The organism is Desulfovibrio sp. (assembly GCA_016208105.1).
Taxonomy (GTDB): domain Bacteria; phylum Desulfobacterota; class Desulfovibrionia; order Desulfovibrionales; family Desulfovibrionaceae; genus Fundidesulfovibrio.
This window is the reverse complement of sequence record JACQYS010000020.1, coordinates 56,809-78,424: the sequence shown is the minus strand read 5'-3', so window position 1 is coordinate 78,424 and position 21,616 is coordinate 56,809. Positions and strand designations below refer to the sequence as shown.

At 60.3% G+C, this 21,616-nt stretch carries 22 protein-coding genes; 7 read left to right on the top strand and 15 right to left on the bottom strand.

Annotated elements, in window-relative coordinates:
- The first annotated feature begins 146 nt into the window (after positions 1-146).
- Positions 147-1,418, top strand: a complete 1,272-nt coding sequence (gene dctA, locus HY795_12090) for a C4-dicarboxylate transporter DctA (GenBank protein MBI4805965.1) — start codon at positions 147-149, stop codon at positions 1,416-1,418.
- 89 nt (positions 1,419-1,507) lie between these two features.
- On the opposite strand, the gene ald is transcribed toward dctA, so the two are convergent.
- The 3 genes from ald to HY795_12075 form a co-directional block, all read right to left on the bottom strand.
- Complete coding sequence (gene ald / locus HY795_12085; protein MBI4805964.1) at positions 1,508-2,611, bottom strand: alanine dehydrogenase; 1,104 nt, start codon at positions 2,609-2,611, stop codon at positions 1,508-1,510.
- A gap of 210 nt (positions 2,612-2,821) precedes the next feature.
- Complete coding sequence (locus HY795_12080; protein ID MBI4805963.1) at positions 2,822-3,490, bottom strand: hypothetical protein; 669 nt, start codon at positions 3,488-3,490, stop codon at positions 2,822-2,824.
- A gap of 60 nt (positions 3,491-3,550) precedes the next feature.
- Positions 3,551-4,315, bottom strand: a complete 765-nt coding sequence (locus HY795_12075) for a D-alanyl-D-alanine carboxypeptidase (protein ID MBI4805962.1) — start codon at positions 4,313-4,315, stop codon at positions 3,551-3,553.
- On the opposite strand from HY795_12075, the gene HY795_12070 reads away from it, so the two are divergent.
- A complete protein-coding gene (locus HY795_12070) occupies positions 4,308-4,631 on the top strand; it encodes a hypothetical protein (protein ID MBI4805961.1) in 324 nt (107 codons plus the stop codon). The two genes, HY795_12075 and HY795_12070, sit on opposite strands and share 8 nt — an antisense overlap.
- A gap of 12 nt (positions 4,632-4,643) precedes the next feature.
- Here the strand turns inward: HY795_12070 and HY795_12065 are convergent, their stop codons facing one another.
- The 3 genes from HY795_12065 to HY795_12055 form a co-directional block, all read right to left on the bottom strand.
- Positions 4,644-5,927 carry a DUF401 family protein gene (locus HY795_12065; GenBank protein ID MBI4805960.1) on the bottom strand — a complete coding sequence of 428 codons (1,284 nt, stop codon included), beginning with the start codon at positions 5,925-5,927 and terminating at the stop codon, positions 4,644-4,646.
- A gap of 94 nt (positions 5,928-6,021) precedes the next feature.
- Positions 6,022-6,603, bottom strand: coding sequence for a hypothetical protein (locus HY795_12060; GenBank protein ID MBI4805959.1), 582 nt, complete (start codon positions 6,601-6,603; stop codon positions 6,022-6,024).
- 73 nt (positions 6,604-6,676) lie between these two features.
- Positions 6,677-7,066 carry a carboxymuconolactone decarboxylase family protein gene (locus HY795_12055; GenBank protein ID MBI4805958.1) on the bottom strand — a complete coding sequence of 130 codons (390 nt, stop codon included), beginning with the start codon at positions 7,064-7,066 and terminating at the stop codon, positions 6,677-6,679.
- A 129-nt stretch (positions 7,067-7,195) separates the two neighbouring features.
- Here HY795_12055 and HY795_12050 point away from each other — a divergent pair, with 129 nt between their 5' ends.
- Positions 7,196-8,134, top strand: a complete 939-nt coding sequence (locus HY795_12050) for a LysR family transcriptional regulator (GenBank protein MBI4805957.1) — start codon at positions 7,196-7,198, stop codon at positions 8,132-8,134.
- On the opposite strand, the gene HY795_12045 is transcribed toward HY795_12050, so the two are convergent.
- The 9 genes from HY795_12045 to HY795_12005 all read right to left on the bottom strand — a co-directional run bounded on the left by HY795_12045 (position 8,104) and on the right by HY795_12005 (position 17,933).
- A complete protein-coding gene (locus HY795_12045) occupies positions 8,104-9,753 on the bottom strand; it encodes a PAS domain-containing protein (GenBank protein MBI4805956.1) in 1,650 nt (549 codons plus the stop codon). The genes HY795_12050 and HY795_12045 overlap by 31 nt on opposite strands.
- A 199-nt stretch (positions 9,754-9,952) precedes the next feature.
- Positions 9,953-10,324, bottom strand: a complete 372-nt coding sequence (locus HY795_12040; GenBank protein MBI4805955.1) for a hypothetical protein — start codon at positions 10,322-10,324, stop codon at positions 9,953-9,955.
- A gap of 277 nt (positions 10,325-10,601) precedes the next feature.
- Complete coding sequence (locus tag HY795_12035; GenBank protein ID MBI4805954.1) at positions 10,602-12,338, bottom strand: beta-lactamase family protein; 1,737 nt, start codon at positions 12,336-12,338, stop codon at positions 10,602-10,604.
- A 225-nt stretch (positions 12,339-12,563) separates the two neighbouring features.
- Positions 12,564-13,112 carry an AAA family ATPase gene (locus tag HY795_12030; protein ID MBI4805953.1) on the bottom strand — a complete coding sequence of 183 codons (549 nt, stop codon included), beginning with the start codon at positions 13,110-13,112 and terminating at the stop codon, positions 12,564-12,566.
- Between the two features lie 106 nt (positions 13,113-13,218).
- Entirely contained in the window at positions 13,219-13,944 is a 726-nt protein-coding gene (locus HY795_12025) for an ABC transporter ATP-binding protein (GenBank protein ID MBI4805952.1), read from the bottom strand.
- Entirely contained in the window at positions 13,941-14,708 is a 768-nt protein-coding gene (locus tag HY795_12020; GenBank protein MBI4805951.1) for an ABC transporter ATP-binding protein, read from the bottom strand. Before HY795_12020 ends, HY795_12025 begins: the two co-directional genes overlap by 4 nt.
- A 2-nt stretch (positions 14,709-14,710) precedes the next feature.
- Positions 14,711-15,727, bottom strand: coding sequence for a branched-chain amino acid ABC transporter permease (locus tag HY795_12015; protein ID MBI4805950.1), 1,017 nt, complete (start codon positions 15,725-15,727; stop codon positions 14,711-14,713).
- A gap of 2 nt (positions 15,728-15,729) precedes the next feature.
- The gene (locus HY795_12010; GenBank protein ID MBI4805949.1) at positions 15,730-16,674 is read right to left on the bottom strand and encodes a branched-chain amino acid ABC transporter permease; all 945 of its coding nucleotides are present in this window, start codon (positions 16,672-16,674) and stop codon (positions 15,730-15,732) included.
- Positions 16,675-16,769: 95 nt separating this feature from the next.
- Entirely contained in the window at positions 16,770-17,933 is a 1,164-nt protein-coding gene (locus HY795_12005; protein ID MBI4805948.1) for an ABC transporter substrate-binding protein, read from the bottom strand.
- A gap of 390 nt (positions 17,934-18,323) precedes the next feature.
- Between HY795_12005 and HY795_12000 the strand changes: the two genes are divergently transcribed.
- From HY795_12000 to HY795_11985, 4 genes are read left to right on the top strand one after another with little or no spacing between them, the layout of a single operon-like run.
- Positions 18,324-18,941: a D-sedoheptulose 7-phosphate isomerase gene (locus HY795_12000; protein MBI4805947.1), complete on the top strand. Its 618-nt coding sequence runs from the start codon at positions 18,324-18,326 to the stop codon at positions 18,939-18,941.
- A 22-nt stretch (positions 18,942-18,963) separates the two neighbouring features.
- Positions 18,964-19,203, top strand: coding sequence for a zinc ribbon domain-containing protein (locus tag HY795_11995; protein MBI4805946.1), 240 nt, complete (start codon positions 18,964-18,966; stop codon positions 19,201-19,203).
- Positions 19,194-20,129, top strand: coding sequence for a hydroxymethylbilane synthase (gene hemC, locus HY795_11990; GenBank protein MBI4805945.1), 936 nt, complete (start codon positions 19,194-19,196; stop codon positions 20,127-20,129). The genes HY795_11995 and hemC overlap by 10 nt, the downstream gene beginning before the upstream one ends.
- Positions 20,129-21,568 carry a DUF2142 domain-containing protein gene (locus HY795_11985; protein ID MBI4805944.1) on the top strand — a complete coding sequence of 480 codons (1,440 nt, stop codon included), beginning with the start codon at positions 20,129-20,131 and terminating at the stop codon, positions 21,566-21,568. Before hemC ends, HY795_11985 begins: the two co-directional genes overlap by 1 nt.
- The last annotated feature ends 48 nt before the right edge of the window (positions 21,569-21,616 follow it).

The following is a 21,616-nucleotide window of genomic DNA, read 5'->3' as shown; positions in this document are numbered from 1 at the left end:
AAGAGGGGACAGAGGCTTTGTTGGCGGAAGAGCTTGTGCGCCAGACGAAGATCAGGCTAAGAAAGCGTAACTCCTTGGCGGAGTTGACGGAGATTCTTCTTAAGCCGCTGCTGACCTTTTTGCCGCCTGCTGGCTCGCGAGGCTTCATGACTTCCGAAAACAAGGCTCCATTCTACACGTCGCTTCTTTTTCAGGTTTCCGTGGGCATTGCCGCGGGAATCGCCCTGGCCTTTCTTGCGCCCGCCTTCGCCAAGGATCTTAAACCCCTGGGGACGGGCTTCATCAAGTTCATCCGGATGATGATTGCGCCGATCATCTTCGGAACAGTGGTGGTGGGCATCGCCAAGATGGGCGACATGAAGAAGGTCGGACGGGTGGGGCTGAGGGCGCTTATCTATTTCGAAGCAGTCACTGTGCTGGCTTTGATCATCGGGTTGGTCATGGTCCATGTGCTCCAGCCGGGCGCAGGGGTGAACGCCGATCCTGCCAAGCTGGACGTTTCGGGACTAAGCCAGTTCACCGAGGGCGCAAAGCACCTGAGCACAGTGGATTTCATATTGAACATCATTCCCAGCACCGTTGTCGACGCCTTCGCCAAGGGAGAGATTCTGCAGGTGTTGCTGTTCTCGTGCATTTTCGGATTCGGCTTGGCCAGCATGGGAGAGAAGGGGAAGGGGGTCTTGAGCTTCATCGAGGAATTCAACCACTGCATGTTTCTGGGTATAGGCTACATCATGCGGCTGGCTCCGGTCGGCGCCATGGGGGCCATGGCCTTCGCCGTGGCCAGTTTCGGGTCCGGGACCCTTGAATCCTTGTTCAAGCTGTTGGTCGGAGTGTACGGCACGGCCCTGCTCTTTGTTGTCCTAGTGTTGGGGAGCATCTGCAAAATGGCCGGCTTCAGCTTGTGGAAGCTGTTGCGCTACATCAAGGAAGAGGTGTTCATCGTCCTGGGGACCTCTTCTTCGGAAACTGTGCTCCCCAGGCTTCTGGTCAAGCTGGAAAACGCGGGATGCGCCAAATCCGTCGTCGGTCTTGTGGTGCCCACGGGCTATACCTTCAACCTGGACGGGACTTCGATTTACCTGACCATGGCCGCGATATTCATCGCCCAGGCCACGAACACCCCTCTGACATGGGGGCAGGAGGCCGCCATTCTGGGCATCCTGCTGCTCACTTCCAAGGGGGCGGCCGCTGTGGCCGGTGGCGGTTTCATCTGCCTGGCAGCAACGCTGTCCACCGTGCCCACCCTGCCCATAGCCGGTCTCTCCCTTCTTCTGGGCGTGGACTGGTTCATGGCCATCTGCCGGGCCCTGACCAACATGATAGGCAACAGCGTGGCTTGCATCGTTGTGGCCAAGTCGGAAAACGCCCTGGATGCCGAGCGTTTGAAAGCGGTGCTGGACGGCGCGAATCGGTAGAGGTTTCGCGCTGCTGGCAGGGGGGCACGAAAAAGCTCCCGCCGGACTTGGTCCGGCGGGAGCTTCGCGTTGAGGGGTGCTTAACCTGTCTAGAACAAATCCGCAGGAGAAACGCAGGCGATGTTGAAGGCCTCGCCCACTGCTTTGTAAGTGAGCAGGCCGTTGTGGGTGTTGAGCCCCAGCAAGAGCCCCTTGTCTTCCTTGAGTGCGTCCAAGCCCTTGGCGGCCAGCTTCATGGCGTACGGCAGGGTCTGGTTGGTGAGGGCGAAGGTGGAGGTGCGGGGCACGGCTCCTGGCATGTTGGCCACGCCATAGTGCACCACGCCGTCGATAACGTAGGTGGGGTCTTTGTGGGTGGTGGGCTTTATGGTTTCCACGCAGCCGCCCTGGTCCACGGACACGTCCACGATGACCGAGCCTTCCTTCATGACCTTGAGCATCTCTCGGGTGACCAGCTTGGGGGCTTTGGCGCCCACGATCAGCACTCCGCCGATGACCAAGTCGGCGTGGGCCACGGCTTCCCAGATGTTGGGTTCGGTGGAGGTGATGGTGATGAGCCGGCCGCCGAACACGTCGTCCAGATACTGCAGCCGCTTATGGGAGACGTCCAGCATGGTCACCTGCGCGCCCAGGCCCAGCGCCATCTTGGCCGCGTTGGTGCCCACCACTCCGCCGCCCAGGACCACCACGTTTCCGGGGGCCACTCCGGGCACGCCGCCAAGCAGCACGCCGCGTCCTCCCTGGTATTTCTCCAGGTAGTGCGCGCCGACCTGGGTGGCCATGCGTCCGGCAACTTCGGACATGGGGGTCAGCAGGGGAAGGCTGCCGTCGGGCAGTTGGACCGTCTCGTAGGCGATGCCGGTGCATTTCGAGGCCAGGAGCGCCTTAGTAAGTTCCTCGGCAGCGGCCAGGTGCAGATAGGTGAAGAGCAGCAGGTCGGGGCGAAGGTATTGGTACTCGGAGGCAATGGGCTCCTTGACCTTTATGACCATCTTCGCGCCCCAGGCCTTGTCGGCGCTGACAAGCTCGGCACCGGCCTTCACGTATTCGTCGTTGGTGAGCCCGGACCCCAGACCCGCGCCGTCCTCCACAAGAACCTTGTGGCCGGCCCGCACCAGAGATGCCACGCCGCCGGGGGTCATGGCCACCCGGTTTTCCTGAGGTTTGATTTCCTTGGGAATGCCGATGATCATGGAATTCTATCCTTGTTGAAGTTGCTGCCGCGACTAGCCCATGTTCCGCTAAGAGGAATAATGTTTCAATTAAAGAAACAGCGAGTCCGTCTTTGCTGAGAAGGAAATCGCTCAATGCAACGAGGATGTCAATATATGCAAAAAAGGAAATCGCACACCGACCAGAAAAATTCGGGATTGTTTCCGGTGGATCCAGTGAGGGAGGCAGAGTTAGGGGAGAAGGTCAAGAAACGCTGTGGCAGCTGTCAGGACATGTCCGTTGGTGAAGTCTTTGGAACTGGTGATGGTTGCGGACGCGGAAGAACGCATGGCCTCGATGAAGGCGGATGAGGACAAGCCATGGCTAACACGCAGGGACTCTTCGACATCCTTGCACAGGTAGTGGGTGCACCTGGGGGATTTGAAAAGGCGCAGGGTGCATCCTGATGTGGAAAGGCAGCTGCAGTAGGCGTTTCTCAGGGTCTTCCCGTTCTTGATCGAGTGGTTGTGCTCGGTTCGTTGCATGCCGGAAATAACGTGCGAGAGCTGGAGTGCGGTTGCGCTGGGCTGTGAAACCATCAGGTCAGCCGGGGACAGGATGACGAAATGGTCCGCATTGCAGCAGCCCACAGGCGGGCGCATGCAGGAACCGGCGCACATGCCTCTCACGGACGATTCCTGGATGGAGTCCATTTGGCGTGTGTACAGCGAGTAGGCGATGGCCAATCGTCTGCCCGTGTCGTTCACTTGGGCCAAATGGCCGCTAAGAAGCTCTATCTGGGAACAGACAGTCTGGGCGGTGAGAAACGGATAGGGGAGATCCGCCAGGGCGAGAAGGTCCGAATCCACATGTCTGGAGTTCGCCTGGGTGAGGGCATCGAGCCAGTGGTCAATCGGCATTGCGCCTCGGCACGTGAATGCCCAAGGCGCAGGGTGGTGTGGTGTGGACCATGGCTGTGTTTAATCCCTCTTTTTTTTCGATGACCGGGAAGATTTGGAAACGGCCTGGGTATCCGCTTCGGCGCGGGCGAAGCCGTATTCGAGCAGACGCGCGGTCTCCACTTCCCGGATGATCGGATTCCTGGCGCCGAGCACCACCGCGATCAGGCGAGTGTTGCCGCGTTTGGCCGTGGCCGAGATGTTGTAGCCGGAAGCGCACACGAACCCGGTTTTGAGGCCGTCCACCCCTTCATAGCGGCCAAGAAGTGAATTGGCATTGCGGTGGGTGACGCCGTGGTATGTGTGGCTGGTCATGGAGTGGATGGCCAGGGACTCGGGGAATCGCTTGAGATAGCTTGCGGAAAGTTTGGCCAGGTCCCGGGCTGTGGACACATGGCCGGTTGCGGGCAGGCCATTGGGGTTCTTGAACACGCTGCGGGTCATGCCGATGCTTTGGGCTTTGGCGTTCATCTGGGCCACGAATCTGCGGGAATCCCCCTTGCCCAGGTATTCGGCCACGGCAACGCAGGCGTTGTTGGCTGAAACTACGCTTATGCCCTTGATGATCTCGGACAAAGGGACCTTCTCGCCCTTATACAGGCTCATGGTGGAGCCTCCGGTGCGGATGGCCAGGGCGCTCACCGGTATGGGAGTACTCTCCTTGATCTTGCCTTGGGCCAGCGCCTCGCGCACCACGTAGAGCGTAAGGACCTTGGTTACGGATGCGGGAGGAATGCGCTCGTCTGGATCCTGGGAGAAATAGACCTTGCCGGTGTTCATGTTCATCAGGAAAGCGGCTTTGACATTCAACTGCATGCCGCTGGGATCGCTGGAGACCGGAACTGTGTGTTTCTGTGAACGGGCGTGTTTTTTCTTTTTTCCCTGTGATTGGGAGCTTTTGGCGGATGTGTTTTTTGATTTTGAAGGCTTTGATGCGGTCTGGCTCTTTTTCTGTTCCTTAGTGGATGCGGCGTATACGGATGCTGGACTCCAAGATAAAGCAAGCAACATGGCCAAAACCAGACACAAGAGTCCTGGGAATCGGCCTTTCCAGTCGAAGGACACCCTCATGCGGCGTACTCTTACGTTTATCGAGGCATGAGGTCAACGAGGATCAGAGAACTCGGAGCACGCAAAACCAGACGAAACCAAACGTGAGAAGAATCAGGCAAGGGGGGGCGGTGAGGCGCCAGAAGCGGGGAAGGTTCACGCTGAAGTACTGGCAGCACATGATGAAGCAAATATGGAGCGGCGACGCCATAACCCCCGCGAATCCGGAGATGAGAGCCAGGGCGGCCCAGGCCATGGCCTGGTGCTGCAAACCGAGCTGGTCCAGAAGGCCAAGCATCAGCGGGAATGATGCTCCCACAAAGGCCATGGTTATGCCGGCAACCATGCCCACCAGCGCGGGCACGAATACTGCGGCGCAAAAAAGGGCAGCCCCGCCGCCCAACTTCACCATCTCGCGGACCACTCCGGCCTGGTCCATGACCGCGTTGAAGGCGAAGATGGCGGCAACAATGAGGAGAGTCTGGCGAAGCTCCTTCTGCATGAGGCTTTGCCAGAGAAAGGATATTCCGGCCTTGTTCTGGATGAACACGCAGGCAATGGCGGCCACGAGTGCGGCCATGATTCCCATCTCGAAGGACATGCCCGGCAAGAGCGAGGACACGGCTGTTTCAAGCCCGAATGATCCCACAATGGCGATCATGAGCGGCAGGCCGAGCCGCAGAACGAGACGGACATCCCTTACGGGCGGTGCGGAAGCCGTAGCGTCCAGGGCGCGCAGTTGGGGGCCCATGGGACGCAGGATGAACCACCAGCCAAGCAAAGCGAAGAAGATGGCCCCTGGCCCGGTGCTCAGGATCACGGTGGAGAGGGGCACGTTCAGAAGCCCGGCGGCCATTATGATGCCTGGATACAGGGGCCAGGCCAGCTCCCACACGTGGCGGAACCAGTAGTTCACCATGGAGAGCTCCTCGTCCGAAAGCCCCAGGGGCTGGCCGGTCTGGCGCACCATGGGGGCGGAAAAGGCCGCACCTCCGGGCATGGGCAGAAGCCCTATGAGCACGGGGAAGAAGATGAGCCTCAGCCGGCGGCTGGGCAGGAAGCCGGCCAGGGCGTCCATGAGCTTGATGGACTGGCTGGTGCGTTCGAGCACGTGCGAAAGCATGAGGACAAACACCACGATAAGGGCCAGCGAGATGCAGTCCCAGGTGAGGGCGGCGTCGATTGCGGCATGCAGCCATGTCATCGGCCCCATTCCAAAGAGCAGGGCCAGGACGAGGCCGCCGGCCAGAATGGACGGGCCGATGCCGAACCGGAGCCGGATGCCGGTCAGCATGCAGGCAAAGACCAGCAGGACTTTGCACAGAGCCCAAATACCGTCCCACATCATAACGGGTGAGTCTCTTCTCCGGTTCGTTCGTTTGCGTTCGCGCAAGCAACCAGGACGTCAGCGCGAGAGATGTCCCCGTTTACCTCGGCTGATGTCAGGGCTTGGGCGGCCCGGCCAGGATCATCTCGGCCAGGGTCATGTCCACCTTGGGCACCTGATTGCGCCGGCTGCCCAGAAATTCCATCTCCAGCTGTGCAAGTTCACGATACAGGGGGGTGCGGTCCACCCGCTCGTATTCCCGCCCGGCGACAAGCTCCATGGCCTTCGGGCAACCCGGGAACTGCTTGAGCCCCGCCCGGGAGAGCAGAATGTTCGGCACTCCGTACATGCGGCAGATCATCATGCGGTGTTCGTACAGGCCGCATTTGCCGTCCTCGTTCACCGGGCACATCACCCTGGGTATCTCTCCCCTGGCCAGGGCTTCCCTGGTTCTGTCGACGTTCTCGCGGGAACGCTCCACATATTCGGTCCGTTTGTCTTCGGGCAAGGCGTTCATACCTTCCCAAAGGTAGTACCACTCGATGTGCGTGTGGTGCTGGAAATAACTGACGCAGCAGTTTTGCTGGCACCCCTCGCAGGTGAAGCCTTCCGGAACGGCTTTGGAATAGGCCTGGCCCATCTTCTCATACAGGGAGGCCAGGCGGCGGGTAAGGGTGCGTTTGCTGACGAATTTCATGGGAGGAGCCTCCATGGCTTGGGGCGTGGCCCCAGCTCGAAGCGCCAGCACTTACCTCCATTGCGCCGTGAACTCAATCGGCCGGGTGCCTGCCTGATGTTTTGGCCTGTGCGAATGCTTCCTGTCCGAAAACGTCCTTCATAACCGCAAGGGCGAACCTGGCCGACACCGTGGCCGGTCCTCCGCCCATCTCGATGCCCACCTCCACGGCCTCCAGTACCTGGCGCAGTCCGGCGCCGGATGATGCGGCCTGTTCGATGTGCCACTGCATGCACGAACGGCAGTCCTTGGCCACGGATATGCCCACGGCGATCAGTTCCTTCGTTTGCTTCGACAGGTGGCCGTCGCTGTAGGTGGCGCGTTCCATGTCCAGAAAGGCCTTGTAGACGCCCGAGTCCAGATCGCAGAGCGTTTTGTGCGCCGCTTTTCTTTCTCTCGACAGTTGACGAAGGGTCTCGTCCATGGCTGCCTCCAATCGTTCAATAAAACCGAATGAATTATGGTTGTGCCTGAGCTTGAGTACGCATCTATCTTCTGGCACAGGTTGAAACAAGCGAATAATCGTGAACCATCTATTCAGGAAAATCGAACAATGCTGGACCTCCACCTCTTGAAAACGTTCTTGGCCGTTGTGGCAGGGAACTCCTTTCGCAAGGCCGCCGAGAGCCTCCACTATGCGCCATCCACAGTGACCGCCCAGATTCAGGCTCTGGAGGCCGAACTGGGCACCCCCGTGTTCGACCGGGTGGGGCGCACCATCTTGATCACCGAATTCGGGCAGAGGCTCTTGCACCATGCCCGGCGGCTGGTTGACCTGGAAGCGGAGACGCGCAGGATTCTCTCTCAAGGTGGCGAAGGGGCTGGAGAACTGTCCGTGCGGGTTTCCGAGAGCCTGGGAATATTGTGCCTGCCCTGGATGCTGGCCAGGTTTCGCGAGCAGTTCCCGGACACCCGCCTCACGCTGGGGCGGGCTTTGCGCCAGGAACTGGCCCACGATCTGAAGCAGAGAGGCACCGATGTGGCCCTTCTCATAGGCGAGCTTTTCGCGGCTCCGCACTTAAGCGTCGAGATCCTTTGCAGGGAAAGGCTGGCCGTTATCGCTCCGCCGGGCTCGGAGCTGTCCGGATGCCACACGGTGCGGCCAGCGGATCTTAAGGGCATGACCTTGTTTCTTACCCGGTACGTCTGGAGCGCCCGCCCGCTTATTGAGGAAGCGCTTCTCGAGGCCGGGGTATCCCTGTCCGGCTTGGTGGAATGCAACAGCGTGGGGATCGTCATACACTGCGTGATGGCGGGGCTCGGTCTTTCGGTGGTGCCTGAGTTCATGGTGGAAGAGGAGGTCCGGCAGGGGCGCTTGGCCCTGCTGGAATGGGCGGGTGGACCGCTTCTGGCGCCGGTGTCTCTCGTGCGCCATGACGAGCGATGGCTCTCGCCAGCGGCTGAGGCCTTCATGGACGCGGCACGGGAGTTTTTTTATGCGCGGTCGAAGGTGCGGGCCGGTCAGGTGGTCGGTTCTTCCGATGGGGACTGAGGCTTTGTGGGGAAGCGCACGATGAACCGCGTGCCTCGTCCCGGCTCCGACTCCACGAGTATCTCACCTTTATACGAGTTGACCACGATGAAATAGGCCACGGCGAGGCCAAGCCCAGTTCCTTCACCGGGAGCCTTGGTGCTGAACATGGGTTCGAACACCCGCTTGCGCACGTCATCACTCATACCCGGTCCGTTGTCCTCCACTTCGATCACGCTGCAGAGTTCGTTCTGATGAACTCGGAGGATTAGCTTTGGCGGTCTGCCGGTCCCCGGGGGAGCACTCATTGCTTGGGCAGCGTTGGTCAGCAAGTTGTAGACAACTTGTTCCACTTCCGAAGGGGAGCACAGAACTTTGGGCATGTCCGGCTGATACTCCCGGACGATCTCGATGCCCCGGAAATCGTATTGCTTTTTCAGGTCGTAATCAGTAGCCGCAATGGTCACGGTGCGGTCCACAAGTTCCGCCAGAGAGTATGGGATATGGTCGGAGGAGCTTCTCCTAATAAAGCCCAGCATGTTCTTGACGATAGTGCTGGCCCGCTCGCCTGATTCCTTGATAGCCGAGAGGAATGACAGGATTTCCCTCGAATCAAGATACGTCCTGATGGTGTTGATGTCACAGCCTGCGGCTTCTGCCGCCTTGATGTTGGGTGAAAGGTCTGGCGATACCCGGCGTTGGATGTTCTGGACCGACTGGAGAATCCCGGCCAGGGGGTTGTTTATGTCGTGGGCCATGCCGGCGGCCAGGCTGCCCACAGTGGACATTTTTTCGCTCTGCACCATCATCTCTTCCAACTGAACCCGGCGGGTGACATCGTCGATGCGGACCACCGCGCCTTCCACCCCGTTGGACGTCAGAGGATAAGCCAGTACGTCCACGTACTGGATGTCGCTCCCCCCGGGGAAACGGAGCTTTTCCAGCGCCAAGGGAGGCGCGTTGCGGGCTCGCTTCTGGGTGCGCACCTGGCCTGACAGCCACGGAAAGACCGCCTCCAGGTGCTTGCCCAGCGCAGCCTCTCTTGGTTTGCCACTGAGCTTTTCCGCTCCGCTGTTCCAGTGGGTGACCAGATCGTCCTTGTCCAACCCTATGATGGCGGAAGGCATGGATTCCAGGATGTTGTTGAGCATGATGCGCATGGCGTTGATGGTGTCCGCCGATTCTCTTAGCTCGTCCTGCCTTGTTTCCAGTGCCAATGCCATTTCGTTGAAAGTGACGGCCAGGGTTCGAAATTCACTGCTCCCTTGCCTGGTGTCTGCCCGAGCTGTCAGATCTCCGGCTCCAAGCCGGGAGGTGGCAGACATGAGCCCGCTCAAGCCGCGCAGAATCGCCGCGTTTCCGATAAGCCAGGTGATGATGAGCGCCATGGCAGCTGTCAGCGCGAGCAAAACCACGTTCCGCAGAAGGAGAGTTTTGGCTTCTCTGAATACGCTCACTTCAGGGATTGAGGCCGTAATGGTCATGTATGGCGGGGAGGATGGTGTGAGTCTCAGGCGGGAATAGGCGAACAGAACCTTTTCATTGCTGAGGTTGATGCCGGAGAACGTCCCTTCATCCTCAGGGAGATTGTTTATGATCTCCCAGTTTTGTTTGTGAGAGGGTTTTCCAATAGGGAACATTTCGTGTTCAGGATAAGCAAACATGCGGATGCCTGTAGAGTCGACAAATGTAACTCTGGAACCTTCCGGAAGTGCATAATGGGTGAGGAGATCGCTGAGTTTATTTGGAGATAAAGCAAGTGCAAGAGCGCTTTCAATGTTGTTGTCAGTGCCTAGTACAGGGTATATGTAAACCTGAACTGGTTCAAATACTCCTCTGCTAATAATCAGACCACTGTGGGATGCCAGACGCTATTACAGAGCCGTCAGGTTTTGCAAGTAGAAGGTTTATGAAGTTGTATCGCCCCTTATGTAGCTCAGAGAATAGGGCGTTGCAGGATTGTGCGTCTAAATTTTTTACCGCTGGAGTGCGTGCTAAGGCGTTCAAAAGGGCCTGAGCTTCGTTGGCAACATTCACCTGCATGACGGCGAGGCTTCGAACCAAGCTCAATGTCTTTTCACGGGCAACCTGCTCAGCGTGCTTTTTGCTCTCCAAACCGGTTATGGCAATAATGGCCATGGCCGGCAATGTGGCCAGAAGCACGATGACGGTCAGGCTTTTGCGGATGGACCAGGAGAAGGGTGCTGGCATGGAGTTAGCTCTCCCCTCATTTCCCGTTCACGAAGAAGCAAGAAATGGTGCCGCACAGGGAAGGTCCGCACGAGGTGTCAGTCAAATGCATTGGCATAGCGCCATCACCGACAATAGGTAGTGAACTACTCGAGCAGACCCGATGTCTCCGCCTAAAAAGTAAAGCCTCACCGCATATGAACCCGTATTCGCATCAATAAACCCTTATCCAGGAGAAATGTCCAGCGTTTGGGAGAAGCACCGACAGCCTCAGGAAAAATGCGGTGACACTCGCCTGCTATTGAATCCGCCGGAAATCGTAGCCGGAGTGGTACAATCCGCCGCCTTCCGCCCGTACGACAGCTCCCGTTCCAGTGCCTATACCGCCGATGACGGCCTCGTGGTCCGAAACCGGTACCAGGGGAAACTCGGCCTGGGCGGTCGGCGTACCTGCCACGCCTGAGGAAACGGCGATCTTGGCCACCAGGAGACCATCCTTCTTTGTAAGTTCCAGACCTTTGTAGCAGATGCCCTCGCCGGGCTGGTCCGTGGCGTATTTCCCGATCCGGCCTTCCCATGCTTCGGGGACCGGCCGATGGACGATTCTTTCGAAAGGGTAAGGCATGGCGTGTCCGTGCAGCACGAGCGCTTCCCGACCTTCGGCCGCTACGAATTCAAAGGACAAATCCGGCATGGCCCGTGTGGCCAGCCCGAAAAAGACTTCCTGCTTGGGCAAAAACCGAGAGCGTGCTATTGGAACAAGATCCACCTTGCGGTCCCACAGCCATATCTTGAGTTCCCCGCCGTCCAGCCACACGGACCCGAGCTGGGCTCCGAAGGTGGCATAGTCGCCGATATAACGGACAAGTTCATCCCGGGGGAGAGCCACTGGAACCGGCTTTTTGCTCCTGGCCGGGAGCGGCGGCCTGCGCCCGGTTTGGGCCTCCAGAGAGATTTCCAAGGCCTTGGCCGCAACCGTGGAAATAAAGCGGGACGCTTCTTCGGAATTGGTCAGGATGACCACCCCCAGCTTGGCTTCCGGGTCAATGGCCAGGAAGGCCTGGAAGGGGATTGCCGCCCCGCCGTGCCAGGCAAGGGAGCGGCCGTCGGCCATGGTCATGCCGGAGAGCATCCAGCCAAGACCCATAACATGGCCGAAATCCAGGGGCAGGCCAGGGTATTGCGCCCGGCGCATTTCGGTAAGCGCGTCGCGGGAGATGATTCCGCGTCCGTCTGCGAACACCGAGCTCATCAGACGTCCCAGGTCGGTTACGGTGGAAAAGAGGGAGCCGGTCGGCTGGTCCCGCAGGGTGGGACGCGGGGCCTCACTGCCGCCGCGATACCCCTTGGCATAGCGTGGGAGCAGATCATTGGTCATCACGTAACTGGAATCGGTCATGCCAAGGGGCTGCAAGAGTCCGCGTCGCATGGAATCGTTGAAGGCCACGCCATCCACTTTTTCGATCATGCGCCCGAGCAGGCTGAACGCCATGTTGGAATACCGCCACTGGGTGGCCGGGGGGCTGGCCATGGATTCGCGGGCCATGGCCGGCACGTATTCGGCCAAGCTCGCTGGGTTTTCGGACCACATGCCGGCCACCACGTCAGTGGGCAGGCCGGAATGGTGGCTCATGAGCATGCGCGGGGTGATGACCGGGGAAAGCGCGAATCTATTGTGGATGGAGAATTCCGGCACATAGCGGCGCACGTCCGCGTCGATGTCCACCAGACCGGCATCGGCCAGTTGCAAGACGCGCATGGACGTGACGACCTTGGAGATGGAGCCCACCCGGTAGACAGTATCCGGCGTGGCCGGGATCTTGGCAGCTTCGTCGGCAAAGCCGAATCCCTGGGACCAGACCACGCGCTGATCCGAGACCACGGCAATGGACAGGCCCTTGACCATATTAAGGGCCATTTGCTTCTTGATGAGGGGAGGGAGCTGTTTCTTGAGGAGCGTGGCCGCATCCGGGGAGGCTGCGAAGGAGGCCACAGGGGCAAGAAGGAGCATCAGGACGAGAGCGAGAAGGTTCATAGGGGGGAGGCCTCCGGCGGCCAAAGGGTTGACTCGGGCCATCCTGGCCCTCGCCCTGCGGGCGCTGCTTCGCAGCGTCCAATTTCGCTTTCCTGCGAAATTGTGCAGCCCTCTGGACACCCGTATGGCTTCGCGCTGCAACGGCCAGACACCGAGGGGGACGAAGCCATTGCCGGGGTCCGGGGGGAGGCTTTCCCCCCGGTGGGGTTCGGGGCAAAGCCCCGGTCATCCTTTCGTCAAAATCTCCGCGAGCTTGTCGGCGCATTCGTTCACGCACTCGTCAAGCCCGGTCGCATCCGTGCACACGTGAAAATCGCACGCCTCAAGGTACAAGGGCTCCCGTTCGGCGTACACGTCGGCCAGGCTCCGCCCGTCCGGGCGCACGAAGGCCCGGCCCGAGGCGTCCTTGACGCGGTCCAGGAAGGTGTCGAGTTCGATGCGAAGGTGGATCACCGGGCCGAGTGATTTCAGGCGCTCAACAGCCTTGCGGCTGTACACCACGCTGCCGCCCGTGGAGATGACCGTGCGTTTGACCCCGAGAATGGACACCACGGCCTCTTCCATGGAGAGAAAGCTCTTGAGGCCCTGCTGGTCCATGATCATCTGTAGGGGTTGGCCCCAGGTGGCCTCGATCAGGCGGTCGGTATCCAGGTGGGCCCAACCCAGCCGCTCGGCCAGGGCCTTGCCCAGGGTGGACTTTCCTGCCCCGGCGATGCCGATCAGGCTGACGCACTGCTCGTCGGTTATGCGGCCTAGCGGGGCGAATGGAGTCATGGCTTCGAGCGGTGACTGGTCCTGTGTCATGTCTTGCCTTGGAGCGCAGCCGTTTCGACGTGTCTGTCCGGGACACGTTCATCCGGAGAACCCGAACCGAAGTTTCCTAACCGCCGAGATACGCCTTCTTCACCTCGGGGTTGTCCCGCAGTTCGTCGCAGGACCCTTCGGCCACAATGCGCCCGGTATCCAGAACGTAACCTCTGTGGGCGAAGTCCAGGGCCAGGCGGGCGTTCTGTTCCACGAGCAGGATGGTCATGCCCTGCTGGTTGAGTTTCTTCAGGGTGCGGAACATGTCGTACATCAAGAGCGGGGCCAGGCCCATGCTGGGCTCGTCCAGCATAATGAAATCCGCAGCGGACATGAGCGCCCGGCCAACGGCCAGCATCTGCTGTTCGCCGCCGGAAAGGGATTCGGCCCGTTGCTTGCGGCGTTCGCTGAGCCTTGGAAACAGCTCGAACACGAAGTCCCGGTCCTTATCCAGGCGGTCCTTGTCCTTGCGGGCGTAGGTGGCCAGGGTGAGGTTGTCCATCACCGAGAGGTTGCCGAAGATGTGGCGGCCTTCGGGAACCAGAGCCATGTGCAGGTCGGCCACCACCTGGTGCGGCGGAACCGGGAGCAGGCTTTCGCCATTTAGGGTGATGTCGCCTTCGATCACCTTCGGTCCCTCTGGCGGTCCCAGGCGGGCGATGGAGAGAAGGGTGGTGGTCTTGCCAGCGCCGTTGGCTCCGATGAGGGTGACGATTTCGCCCTTCTGCACGGTGAAGCTCACCCCGTGCAGCGCCTCGATATTGCCGTATTTGACCTTGAGATTGGTGACGGTGAGCATCAGATGGCCTCGTCTCCCAGGTAGGCCTTGATGACCGTGGGATTGTTGCGGATGTCCTCGGGGTTGCCTTCGGCGATGGTGGCTCCGAAATCGATGACCTTGATCCACTGGCACAGGCTCATGACCACGGTCATCTGGTGTTCGATCATCCAGATGGCCAGATCGAATTCCTTGTGGATCCACCCGATGAGCTTGATGAGTTCCACCACGTCCGTGGAAGGCAGGCCCGCGGCGGGCTCGTCCAGGAGCAGAAGCTTGGGCTTGGTGGAGAGCGCCCTGGCTATCTCCACCTTGCGCTGGATGCCGTAGGAGAGGTTGGGCGGGAATTCGCCCGCCAGCTCCTTCATGCCCATGAATTCCAGAAGCTCCATGGCCGTGCGTTCGATGGCCGCCTCGCGGTCCGCGTAGCGGCGCGTGCGCAGGAGCGAATCCGCCAGGGAGTATCCCAGCCGGTAGTGCTGACTGACGCGGATGTTGTCGAGCACGGTCATGTCGTTCCAGAGGCGGATGTTCTGGAAGGTCCGGGCCACGCCCAATGCCGTCACCTGGTGGGGCTTCATGCCCTTGGTGTTCACCCCGTTTATGGTGATGGACCCGGAAGTGGGCTGGTAGAAGCCGCTCACCAGGTTGAACACGGTGGTCTTGCCCGCGCCGTTGGGGCCGATGAGGGCATTCAGCTCCCGGCCTTCCAGGGCGACCTCGAAGTCGTTGACCGCGATGAGCCCGCCGAAGCGCTGGGTGAGATCTTTTATTTCGAGCAGGGCCATGGCTATTTGAACCTGTAGAAGCGCTTGAGTTTGGGGAAAATGTCCGAAAGCTCGCGGTTGCCCATGATTCCCTCGGGCCTGAACTGCATAAGAAGAATAAGGAGCAGCGGGATGGCCACCCACTTGAGCTGCTCAAGTGGTTTCAAGAACTCCAGCATGATGGCGAACACGATGGCCGCGAGCACCGAGCCGGTGAGCGAGCCCATGCCTCCCAGATACACCATGACCAGACACTCGGTGGAGCGCAGGATGGTGAAGGAGGCCGGGTTCACGAAGCTGATCAGGTAGGCGTAGAGCCCTCCGGCCAGACCGGCCAGGCCAGAGGAGAGCATGAAGGCGATGAGCTTCATCTTGTTGGTGTCAACACTCATGATCTCGGCGGCCACCTCGTCCTGGTGGATGGCCATGACGCCCTTGCCGTAGGTGGAGTACACGAAGCGGCGCAGTATCCAGATGGTGAAGGTCACCCCAAGGAAGATCCAGACGAGCATCCAGGGAATTCCGGCCAGACTCTCCATGCCCTGGACGATCTTGCCCATGCCCATGAATCCCCTGGGGCCGCCAACGGCCTCGATGTTCTCGATGGCGCTTTTCACGATGTAGCCGGCGGCCAGGGTGATGACAGCCAGATAGTCGCCCCGGGTCTTGAACGAGGGGATGGCCACCACGAGCCCGGCCAGGGCGGCGGTGACGAAGCCCACGGCCAGGATGAGCGGGAAGGCGAAGGGCGTAAGCGACATGGGCAGCCAGGGCTGGCCGAACACCGGGTCCGGCACGAAGAGGAACACCCCGACAATGGAGGAGGCGTAGGCTCCCACGGCCATGAATCCGGCGTGGCCGCAGGAGAATTCTCCCATGTAGCCGTTCACCAGGTTCAGGCTGGCGGACAAGATGATGTAGATGCCCATGCTGCACAAGAAGGTGAGCATGTACTGGGAGAGCGCCCCCACCTGGGCCATGGCCATCATGAGAATAAGCAGGGCGCCGAGCGCCGTGGGTACGGTTATGCGGTTGCCCATGGCTAAATCTTGGTGGTTTTGGGTTTGCCGAAAATGCCGGTCGGCTTGAACGTCAGGATGACAAGGAGCACCGAGAAGGAGACGAGGTCGCGCATTTCAGGCTTGATGAAGGGGATGTAGTCGCTGGCGGCCACCACTGCCACTTCAAGAAAGGCCATGAGGAAGCCGCCCACGAATGCGCCCCGGATGTCGCCGATGCCGCCCACAACCGCGGCCACGAAGGCCTTCCAGCCCACCATGGCTCCCATGAAGGGGTCGAGCACCGGGAAGTTCATGGCGTAGAGAAGGCCAGCCAGACCGGCCATGGACGAACCCAGAAAGAACGTGAACACGATGACCGCGTCCAGGGGGATGCCCATGAGCGGGACCGCGAACTTGTCGTAGGACACCGCGCGCATGGCCATGCCCAGCTTGGTCTTGGTGACGATCCACTGCAGGAGCGCGAAGACCGCGAAGCTGGTGATGATGGTCGAAAGTTCGGTGATGGTTATCCTGGCGCCGAAAGGCTCGAAGATCATGCGGGGGGTGAGCGTGGGGAACGAGAGCCTGTTGGCCCCAAGGATGGAAAGGTTCCCGTATTCCAGGATGATGCCCATCATGAGCGCGGTGATGACCACGTAGAGCCTGTTGGCGCCTTTGAGCCTGAGTGGCCGGTAGGCCACCCTCTCTATGAACACACCCACCCCGGAGGTGAGAAGCATTGTGAGAGGCACGGTAGCTGCCAGGATAACCCACTTGGGCATGCCCGGAGGAAGAAGCCCGTATTTGCCCAGGGCCGTGGAGGCCACGAAAAAGGCTATATAGGCTCCGACCATGAAAATGTCGCCGTGGGCGAAGTTGATCAGAAGCAGCACGCCGTAGACCAGGCAGTAGCCCAGGGCGATGAGGGCGTAGATGCTTCCCTGCTGCAGCGCATTGAACGCCTGTTGGATGAGGGTGTCGAACATGACCTGTCCCGAAGCTTACGGATTGAGGACCCTTTGGGTCCAGAACTGAAAAACGGGCGCGGAGGAACTCTTCCCCCGCGCCCAGGGTCACTCGCTTACGGGCAGACGGATTCGTGGAAGGCGAATTCGCCCTTCTCGTTGATCTTGACGATCACGGCGCACTTGACCGGGTCGCCGGTCTTGCCGTCGTAGCTCATTTTGCCGGTGATGCCGTCGAAGCCGCGCATGGTGGACATGGCTTCACGCAGGGCCACGCGGTCCTTGGCCAGATCGCCGGAAACGGCGCCCATCTTCTGGATGGCGGCCAGCACCATGCCGGTGGCGTCCCAGGTCAGGGCGCCCACGTCGTCGGGAACCTGCTTGAACTTGGCATTGAAGGCGTCGATGAACTCCTTGGTGGCACCCTTGGCGCCGGCGGCGGCGTAGTGGGTCACGAAGTACTGGCCCTTGCAGTCGTCGCCGCACAGGGTCATGAGCTCGGCAGAACCCCAGGAGTCGGAACCCAGGATGGGGCCCTTGTAGCCCAGGTCGCGGGCCTGCTTCACGATCAGCGGAACCTCGTTGTAGTACTGGGGGGTAAAGAGGACGTCGGGCTTGGCCTTGATGATCTTGGTCAGCTGGGCCTTGAAGTCCACGTCCTTGGTGGTGAAGGTTTCGAAAGCCTTCACGGAGCCGGGGCCGTTAATGCCCTCGAAGGCCTTCTTGAACTCTTCGGCCAGGCCCTTGGGGTAGTCGGAGGCCACGTCGTAGAGCACGCCGGCGGTCTTGGCCTTCAGTTCCCCGGAGGCGAACTTGGCGGCCACGGGGCCCTGGAAATCATCCAGGAAGCAGGCGCGGAAAACGAAGGGACGGCCCTGGGTGGTCTTGGGGTTGGTGGACCAGCCGGAGACCATCACGGTCTTGTTGTTGTTGGCGATTTCAGCGGCCGGGATGGCGCGGGCCGAACCCTGCGGGCCGACCATGGCCAGCACCTTCTCGCCCTCGATGAGCTTCAATGCGGCGTTCACTGCGGATTCGGGCTTGGCCTCGTTGTCCACGTAAACGAATTCGAGCTTGTATTTCTTGCCGCCAACGTCCAGTCCCCCGGCGCCGTTGACTTTTTCCTTGAGCATTTCGGCGGCGTTCTTGCTCATTTCGCCGACCTTGGGGATGTCGCCGGTAAGCGGGATGTTGAAGCCGATTTTAATGGTATCGGCACCGAAGGCGGCCGCCGGGAAGGCGAAGGCCGCAATAAGCAAGGCAACGAAGAGTTTTTTCATTGACCGCTCCTGTGGTTAGGGTTGGCGTAATTCCTCAAAAGCAAGGACTCTCCCCAAAACACAAGCCACGCATTGCGCGGCACGCTTCAGATACCGCAACCGCCAGTGAAAAAAAAGTACAAAAATGCAAAAAAACTACATTGTTTCCCTTGGCGAGACAAAAAGAAAGATCGTTCCTCTCAGCGAAACGGAAAAGGTGCGTCGTTCCGCTCAGCGAACCGCTTTCTCGTCCGCGCAAAATACAGACTCGAACCTCGGGAAAAAGGTTCAGCTAAATACCCTGGAACAGAAATCCTGGCAACAGGTGTCGGCAACGAGCGTCCAGCGTTGTCATCTTCGGGGGTTTCCGCTATTTTCCGCCCCCGGCCGATAAATCCAGGAGATTCCATTATGACCCAAGACGCAATGGAATTGGTGACCGAGTACGCCAATGAAGGGACACAGCTGCGAGAGCGTTTCTTTCGGGAAAACAGCCAGACCGTTGTGGCCGCGGGACGTACCATGGCAATATGCCTGGCCAAGGGCGGCAAGATTCTGTTCTGCGGCAACGGAGGCTCGGCGGCCGACGCCCAGCATCTGGCCGCGGAGTTCGTGAACCGGTTCCAGCTGGAGCGTCCTCCCCTTCCGGCCATAGCCTTGACCACCGATTCGTCCATACTGACCGCTATCGGCAACGACTACGGGTTCGATCAGGTTTTTGCCAAGCAGGTGCAGGCCCTGGGCAGCCCGGGAGACGTGCTGGTGGGTATTTCCACGTCGGGCAACAGCCCCAACGTGATCGCCGCCATGCGCCAGGCCAGGCAAAAGGGAATGACCACTGTGGGCATGACCGGTAAAAACGGCGAGATCGTCCAGTTCAGCGATCTGGCCATTCTGGTGCCGCATTCGGTCACGGCGTATATCCAGGAGATCCACATCGCCTGCGGACACCTGATGTGCAAGCTGGCGGACCATTATCTCTTCGAGGCCGTCGTGGAGCTGAAGCCGTATCTCGAAGCGATGGCGTAGTTGACTTCTAAGGAGTGTTGAAATGCCTATCTATGAATACCGCTGCGAAAAATGCGGCTGCGACTTCGAGGAGCTTGTTTTCGGCGATGCCACCCCGCCGTGCCCCAAGTGCTCCTCGGAAAATACCAAGAAGCTCATGAGCGCCTGCCGTCACAGTGCGGGCCACAACCCGGGCGGCTACCAGGGGAGCACGGTTCCGGCATCTTCCGGCGGTGGCGGATGTGCCGGATGTTCGGGCGGGAGCTGCGCCACGTGCAAGTAAAAATCACCATCGCCACCCGGGGCAGCAAGCTGGCATTGTGGCAGGCCAACCACATCAAATCTCTGCTCGAGGAGCGTCATCCCGGACTTTCGGTCGAGCTGCTCATACTGAAAACCCAGGGGGACAAGATTTTAGACGTCCCGCTGGCCAAGGTCGGAGGGAAGGGCCTGTTCGTGAAGGAGATCGAGGAGGCGCTGGCCGACGGCAGGGCCGACCTGGCCGTGCATTCCATGAAGGACGTGCCCGTGGAGCGCCGCGAGGGCCTGGCTCTTGGGCCGATCCCTGAGCGCGAGGACTTTGCGGACATGCTCTTGAGCTCCTCGCACGCAAGCCTGGACGCGCTGCCCCATGGAGCGACCATCGGCACTTCGAGCCTGCGCCGCCAGGCCCAGCTGCTGGCCTTGCGTCCAGATCTTGATATCCGCATGCTGCGCGGCAACCTGGACACCCGGGTGAACAAGCTTCTGGAAGGCCAGTACGACGCCATCGTTGTGGCCGCTGCCGGATTGAACCGGCTGAACATCACCGCCCCGTGCATGGTCCGGCTGGGTCCTCCCCGGTTCATCCCGGCAGTGGCCCAGGGCGCCTTGTGCCTGGAACAGCGCGCCGAAGACAAGCGCGTGCGCGACCTGGTCGCTTTTCTGGACCACATGGAGACCCGCGACGCGGTCACAGCCGAGCGGGCCTTTCTGGCCCGGCTTGAGGGCGGCTGCCAGGTGCCCATCGCCGCGTTCGGGCGCGTGGATGGCCATGTGGTGACGCTGACCGGCCTGGTGGCCGATCCCGACGGCAAGAAGATCATCCGGTCCGAACGGTCCGGCCCGCGCATCGAAGCCGGGACGCTCGGCCAGCTTGTTGCCGAGGACGTTCTGGCTCAGGGCGGGGCGGAGATTCTGTCAGCCGTCTACGGAGCGGGAGCCGCGTAGTGGCCAACGCCCCTGGCGGCCTGCAGACCGATTCCGGCCATCCCGGGCCGGGCACGGGGAGCACCGCTGCCCGGAGCGAGTCTCTTCCGGGAGGTCAGGTGTTACCTCCCTCCGGATCACAGGCACGGCTGGCCTCAACGCACGTCTGGACCGTTCTCTGGTTCCTGCTGACCTCGGCGACACTGGCCCTGGTGGTTGCCATGGCCTTTTCAAGCGCTTTCAACGCCCATCCGGACGAAAAGGACCACGTGGGCGCCGGCCAGTATTACATGGAATACTGGGACCCCCCGAAAATCGGCGATGAAAGGGCCTTGGGCGCCTACAGCAACTACGGTGTTTCCTATCTGAACCAGCTGGACGCCGTGTATTTCGTGGCCGGCAAGTTCGCCTGCCTGGTGAAGCCGTTTGTGGGAAAAGATTATCTTGCCCTGCGCCTCTTCAACGTCGGCCTCCTGGTGCTTGTCACCGTGCTGGCCTGGAAGCTGCCGGGCAGATACCGCATCGGATTCCTGCCACTCTATATTTCACCCCAGGCGTGGTATGTTTTCAGTTACTTCAACGGGGACGCCCTGCCTCTGGCTCTCACCTTCATATCGGCCTTTTTGCTGGTGCGAAACGCTGAGGATGTCGATCCCAGCCAGGCCAGACAATCTGGTACAAAACACCGGCGACTTCTCTTGTTGGGCGCTACCCTGGGCATTCTGGCCATCTCCAAGCAGAACTACTATGTGTTCCTGGCTTTTCTGGTGTGTTCCTGGGTGGTGGTGGCCTGGTTCGACCGCGAGAAATGCCTGCTTGGCCTGAAACAGGCCGGGCTGGTTCTGGGGCTGGCAGCGGTTATCTTCTGCGCGCGTTACGGGGCGCATGTCTGGATCGTGCGGCACCAGCCTGTGGACGCGGCAGCCAAGGTGGCGGAGCAGATCGCTCCAGCCGAGTTCAAACCCTCCGCCCTGGAGAAGGGAGAGGGGTTCTGGGGCTCGCGCATGCGCAGCAAGGGGGTGACCCTGGTGGAGATGTTCACCGGGGAGTGGAAGTGGCATATCTTCACCTTCCGTAGCGCGTTCGGGAAGTACGGGACCATGGACATCGAAGCCCCGCTCATCTTCTACCGCTATATCGGCTGGGCCCTGGACGCTTTCGCTGTGGTGCTGTTCGCAGCCCTTCTGAGGGCCGGGCCGCAGGCGCGGGTGATGGCCTGCCTGCTCCTTGTGTTCACGTGTCTTACGGTCTTTCAATCCCTGTGGCATTCCTGGACGTCCGATTTCCAGGCCCAGGGGCGCTACCTGTTCCCGATTCTAGGCATGGCGGCCTGCGTGCTGGTCCGCTTCGCCAGCTTTCTTGGCCGCCTGGGTTCGGCCCTTTGGGTGGTGGGGCTTTGCATGTGGGGGATGTCGGCCTGGTCTTTCGTGACCGTGGGCCTGGCCCGTATTCCAAAATAGCTCGTCAGGCCGCTCAAACAGCGGCGCAAAACGGGAACTCCCCCGAAC